Annotated in this window: 2 protein-coding genes and 3 pseudogenes; all 5 read right to left on the reverse strand. The window is 43.8% G+C overall.

Annotated features, from left to right (window positions below; translation table 11 throughout):
* A pseudogene (locus tag PROVALCAL_RS11345) lies at positions 1-191 on the reverse strand (hypothetical protein); the annotation flags it as partial.
* Positions 192-256: 65 nt separating this feature from the next.
* The gene (locus tag PROVALCAL_RS11350) at positions 257-1273 is read right to left on the reverse strand and encodes a DUF6453 family protein (RefSeq protein ID WP_006659401.1); all 1017 of its coding nucleotides are present in this window, start codon (positions 1271-1273) and stop codon (positions 257-259) included.
* Positions 1270-4576: pseudogene (locus PROVALCAL_RS11355) on the reverse strand (TipJ family phage tail tip protein). The gene PROVALCAL_RS11350 and the pseudogene PROVALCAL_RS11355 overlap by 4 nt, the downstream one beginning before the upstream one ends.
* Positions 4577-4631: 55 nt before the next feature.
* Positions 4632-5234, reverse strand: coding sequence for a tail assembly protein (locus PROVALCAL_RS11360; protein ID WP_006659404.1), 603 nt, complete (start codon positions 5232-5234; stop codon positions 4632-4634).
* Positions 5231-5332, reverse strand: a pseudogene (locus PROVALCAL_RS20055) (peptidase P60); the annotation flags it as partial. The pseudogene PROVALCAL_RS20055 and the gene PROVALCAL_RS11360, both read right to left, overlap by 4 nt.

The following is a 5332-nucleotide window of genomic DNA, read 5'->3' on the forward strand; positions in this document are numbered from 1 at the left end:
GGATAAGTAAGGTTAATCTCTGTATCTGAATTCACAGATAACACTGTGTTCATGTACACAACGTTATTGATGAGATAAGAGATTGGACAGCCTTCTGAGATGCCGGCTAAGTTATCTTTCCAGCGCGTTCCGGTACCTTTTATTTTTGTTTGTCCTGCTGTGGTTGTGATTGTGCCTGTTTGATAAATCATTTTTACCTCGAATTTTTGACGCAAAAAAAAACCGCAATTAAGCGGCTTATCGTTGAATTGAGTATTTAGAAGTAGTCGTTGAAGTCGATGGCGTAGCTGCCGGCATACACTATCTTGTTGTACATGTAGTTGGCATACGTGGGGTAATCACCAATGGTCCACATCCTTTTCGCTATAAGCTGTTTCCCTGATACCCTAAATCCAGACATGTAACAGTTAACGGTATTTCCCTCATTCTCCAGCCATGTATTGGGGCTATCCATCGTGAACATCGGGACATCGAATTTACTGGTGGCAACATTATTGCTCGTGTTAACTATCTGCCCATTGTTATAAAACGGTGTGTACTCGGAGTTGAATACTACCTTGCCCTCTCTGTTCCAAATCGTTAGCCCATCGGAAGGTTGAAGATTTAACCCAGACGCAAATATCACAACATACACCCAGCCAGACTCTAGCGAAATTATCCGGTTATTAGGTCTGTCATAACGTATCGTTTGGCTTGTGTTTTCAGGTCGAATAAATACACAGACCGAGTTACGGTTCGGGATAGAATCCGGAACGCTCCAATAACCACGCCCATTCTTATCCGCTTGTATAAATATTTTTTGCCGAAATACACAATATGAAACCGTGGATTCTTGGGTGATAGCTCTAAAGTTATCAACGGCAGCATCTATCTGCGAGTTAATAAAAAGCCCATAAGAGTCTTGCGGGGCTTCCTTCAGTACACCGTATAAGAAAAAGTGGGAGTTACCATCACTCCCCGGTAACCAACCTGAATCACCGCCCCACCAATCATAGTTACAATAGAATGTATCACCCGACACCCAATAACTTCCGATACTAACGCCCTGCACCGAACCATAAGCCAGAAAGTGGCATAACGCTGAAGGCACAATAACCACATTGTATTTGGACATTCCTGGTACATTAACAGACTTATTTTTTTGATACGGCTGTGGGCTGAGCGGATGAATAACAATATGCTTTAGGAAGGTTAGCGGATAAGAGTTGTTAGTGATTTCAATCGGCTTCCCGCCGTCTTTAGGGTTAATAAATAATCCATAATCATCACTCATACCGGACGCCTCCCAAGTTTTACAGCCCATCGTTTGCTTTCGTCAAACACAGCTACCCCAGTGTTATCAACCAGTAATTGCCCATCATCACTAACGATTCTAAAGTTTCCGCTAATAAGAATATTGTGGCACTCAATTTCTCCCGTTTTAGCATCGATATTAAAACCTATCTTACCGGGGACATAGTTTGCTGACGTCATTTTGTCAGTTACAACAACTTCGTTAAGCCATGCCTTGCTAATAAATGCTTCATTCATGAAAACTTGACCGTTTTTCATGTATAAGAAGGGCTCCATTTTTCCATTAACTGGATTATAGAAAGCAAAGTTATTCGCATTAAAACCGATGAATGACTCGATTTTACCGTTTTTCAGTTCAGCGCTAATCACCATTCCAGCTGCGTTATACTTCTTACCATCCACAACAATCGTGATATTCGTACTGTGCATTGCATAGCCTGCACCTTGCTTAAACTCAGCTTGCATTTTGGTATTGATTAACGCCTCTTGCTCATTAAATTTCACCTGTAGTTGAGTTTGGGATTCCGCAAATGAGCTATCTAATTTCGCAACAGCCTTATCTAGCGTAGCAACCTCAGATTTCACGCCGTTAATGGAGGCATTGACCGTCGTGTACTTCTCAGCCCAAGCGAGTTCACTGTCCGCATACACACGCCATAGCTCTTTAATTTGAGCTTGCGACTGCCCATGCTTAATGAATAAATCCTCTTGAAGCTCATAGGTAGCAGCCATGTTGATTAGACATGCTTCATTAAGCCAATCGAGTGTTTTATCAAGTTGCTTACCTGCTTCTGCAGTCATGAAATGCTCATCGAGAGCAGGCATGATAGTATTCACATCAAACTCAGACTCTCCGCGAACGAATGAAGTCCATTCCGATTCATTACCTGATTTATCCACCAGCCTCGCTCGAAAATAAAAAGCAATGCCCGCAGCTAAACCGGCTAACTCATGAGAACGCGATGGGTAAGGAACATCTGCAAGCAACATAAGTCCATTACCATCATTGGTTTTGCTGTACTGAATCTCTGTTTTTAACGTATCGCCTGTGTTATCACCAAAGCCCCAATCTAACTTAATACCGAACACGAGCGGCGAGGCTCTAAAGTTTACAGGCTTAGGTGGGTTCCCTACTTTCCCTGTCAGTGTTGTTTCTGGCGCATTCGCCCAAATACTGGAAATTTCAGAAGCGTTAATTGCTCTGACACGCACTTGATATCGACCAGAATAAATTCCATCAACATCAAACCCTAGCGAGGACGTTCGAGGCACGTTGATCCAGTTACCGTTATCGCGGCGCCACTGCGCTTCATACGCAATCGCACTTTCTGGCGCTTCCCAACTGACACTGAGCGTAGAAAATGCAATACCTTGATCAACCCTAGAATAAGAGGAGATTTTTACGTTTTTCGGGGCAGGCTGAACACTTGGAGGAATAACTGTAATAGGACGCTCATCAATTCGGGCGCCGGAGTCAATGCGTTCATAATGATCAGGATTATGAATGGCGCCACTGATGGTGTAAGTGTTATCGCCGTTATCGCTGATATTAATTACTCGATATAGCTGGACAGCCAAATCATCAGAATCAACAACCCACACTGCCTCTTTTTTGCGGTACCTGCGAATACTCAACAGAAACCGTGACCACTTTTTTGTTTACCGAAGTAACAGTTCTCCCTTCAGATTTTCCATCAGGCAGGTTGATGATCAGGCGATCACCCGCTTTAATTGAGGTTTCCCTGTCGAGGGTAATATTTCGCCCATTCGAGGAAGAAATACGCCCACCGGTATCACGCCCCGCCAAATTTGAATCGGCTACAGCGATAATATGACCAGGAGAAGGGATCGCCCCTTCCAGTCCTGTAGCAAAGCTGATCATGCGGTCATTCGCATTTGTGAGTAACGCCCAGCGTCCGCGACGATTCGCTTCACTTTGTCGAGTGCAACCAATTGCAGAAAGCTCGACTTTACGCACCATTTTATAGCGGCGCTGTAAGTTTAAATCTGATACCGCCTCAACCTCATCATTACTGTGGTTATTAATATTGCTATATGAAACTAGTGCTTGCGTATATCTTGTTTGGGAGCTACCACCTGAATAGGTTGGTTTTCCACCGGCAATATTGGCATTAGTAAACGTACGAAAGATGCTGGCGGGCATGTCTGCAACTGTATTCACTTTATTATCAGCCCAGAATGTCATGCCACGGAATATAGCCGCAATATCCCGCAATACGGTATACGCTGCCTCTTGTGATTGAATATATACATCGCACAAGAAACGAGGCTCTTTGCCATCACCACCATGCCCATCTGGTACCAATTCATCACAATATTGTGCAATCTTATACAAGTCCCACTTTTCAATCTGAGAAGGTTTTATTCTGTCACCACAACCATAACGATTGTTGAGCACTAAATCATAAAATACCCAAGCAGGGTTATTGGTTGCCGCCAGTTTAAAGGTGCCATCCCATATGCCTGAATAAACCCGATTGATAGGATCATAGTTAGAGGGTACTTTGATAAGCAAACCACCTTTAGGACGCAAACTGACTTTAGGGATACGATTGTTGAATTGTCTGGCATTGAAGGTAATAAATAATAAAGCTGTGTTTGGGTACCGTAATTTGGCGTCAATCACTTCAACAATTGCAGCCACATTAATCCGATCTGCAATACGCGCATTATTCTGGTTTTTAGTTAATCGACGAACACGAATTTGCCAGCCTGTAGTCGCTTTAGGTAAGTCAATACGGTGTGTTCTTGGGTATTCACTGGTGGTCTTGCCATCAAATGCAGATTTAACAACCTCTTTATAACCCGACCCATCTGTCGATAACTCAATCACATAGGCAACATAGTATCCTGTTGTATCCCCGTTATCGTGCTGTTGCAAAAATTGCGGTGTAGATAAGCGAACACGTATCGCTGATAATTGAGTATTATTAACCGTTCTCACATAAGGCTGATCATCTTTTAACTCCATCCCTACTGCAATTTCATTATCTACTGATGGGATACCTTGAATGTATTCTTGATGTTCACTACCTGAGCGAAATTCCCAAGTTACACCTTCAAAATTCTTAGAGCCATCGGCATTCCCAATCGGGGTATCATCAAGAAATATTCTCGTGTCATCCAAACCACCTGCTATTTCTCCTTCAGAAATAGCAAGAAGCAACTTTGCTGTAGATTCAGCAAGTAAACTATCAGGTGACTCTACGGGAGTATGACCGCCACCGCCGCCACCTTTTGCGCCGTATATCATCGTTTCCATATTTCACCCACAAAAAAGCGGCAATTAAGCCGCTCGTGTTAATGCGTTCATTTCGCTATTTTTGATCTTCGGTATAGATTCCCGCGGAGATAACCGCTCCACCTATCTCACGACGACCAAGACCATACAAGAGAGGAACCGGATTACCTTGCGCCGTCGTATTCACAGCACCACCAAAGGCATAAGAAGGTTTATTGTCTGCATCTTGCCGCATCGATAAACCACGAGGCTGCGGTGAAAGCATTTGCACAATCCCACCAATAGCCATTGCAGCCCCACTCATCGCAGCAGCGCCAGCCCATCCACCCGCAGTAAATGCAGCCCCTAAGCCACCAGTGAAATATGTTGCTGCCGCAATTAAAGCAACACCAATCACAGTCTGGAAGAAACCGCCACGCTTACTCCCTTTAATTACGGGAGCAATGCGAATTTCTTCGCAGGTATCAAGATGCAATTCATCTTTTGTAATGTTCTGCTTTCCCTTGAAAACAGCAAATTCCAGCCCTCTTAGATGCGCATTGGCAAGGAACTGCTCAAATTCCGTATAGAGTACTGATAACGCTTTAATCGCTTCACGCGGAGAATCGATAGCAAGCCGATGTTCGCGACCAAATTGGGTACCCAAAACACCATAGAGCCGTATTGTTTTTAAGCTCATACCAACTCCTTACGTCTGACTATTTTCACTGTCCTATCGCGCCAATAATCACTGTATGGAACGATGCGGCTGAGCTGACCGTATAAGTGGTGAAGCAA

Origin of the sequence: Providencia alcalifaciens DSM 30120, assembly GCF_000173415.1 — a bacterium.
In the GTDB taxonomy this organism is placed as follows: domain Bacteria; phylum Pseudomonadota; class Gammaproteobacteria; order Enterobacterales; family Enterobacteriaceae; genus Providencia; species Providencia alcalifaciens.

What these genes read in the sequence shown, in the direction of transcription:
- PROVALCAL_RS11350 (WP_006659401.1), bottom strand. Translation starts at nt 1,273, where the DNA reads ATGAGTGATGATTATGGATTATTTATTAACCCTAAAGACGGCGGGAAG.
- PROVALCAL_RS11360 (WP_006659404.1), bottom strand. Translation starts at nt 5,234, where the DNA reads ATGAGCTTAAAAACAATACGGCTCTATGGTGTTTTGGGTACCCAATTT.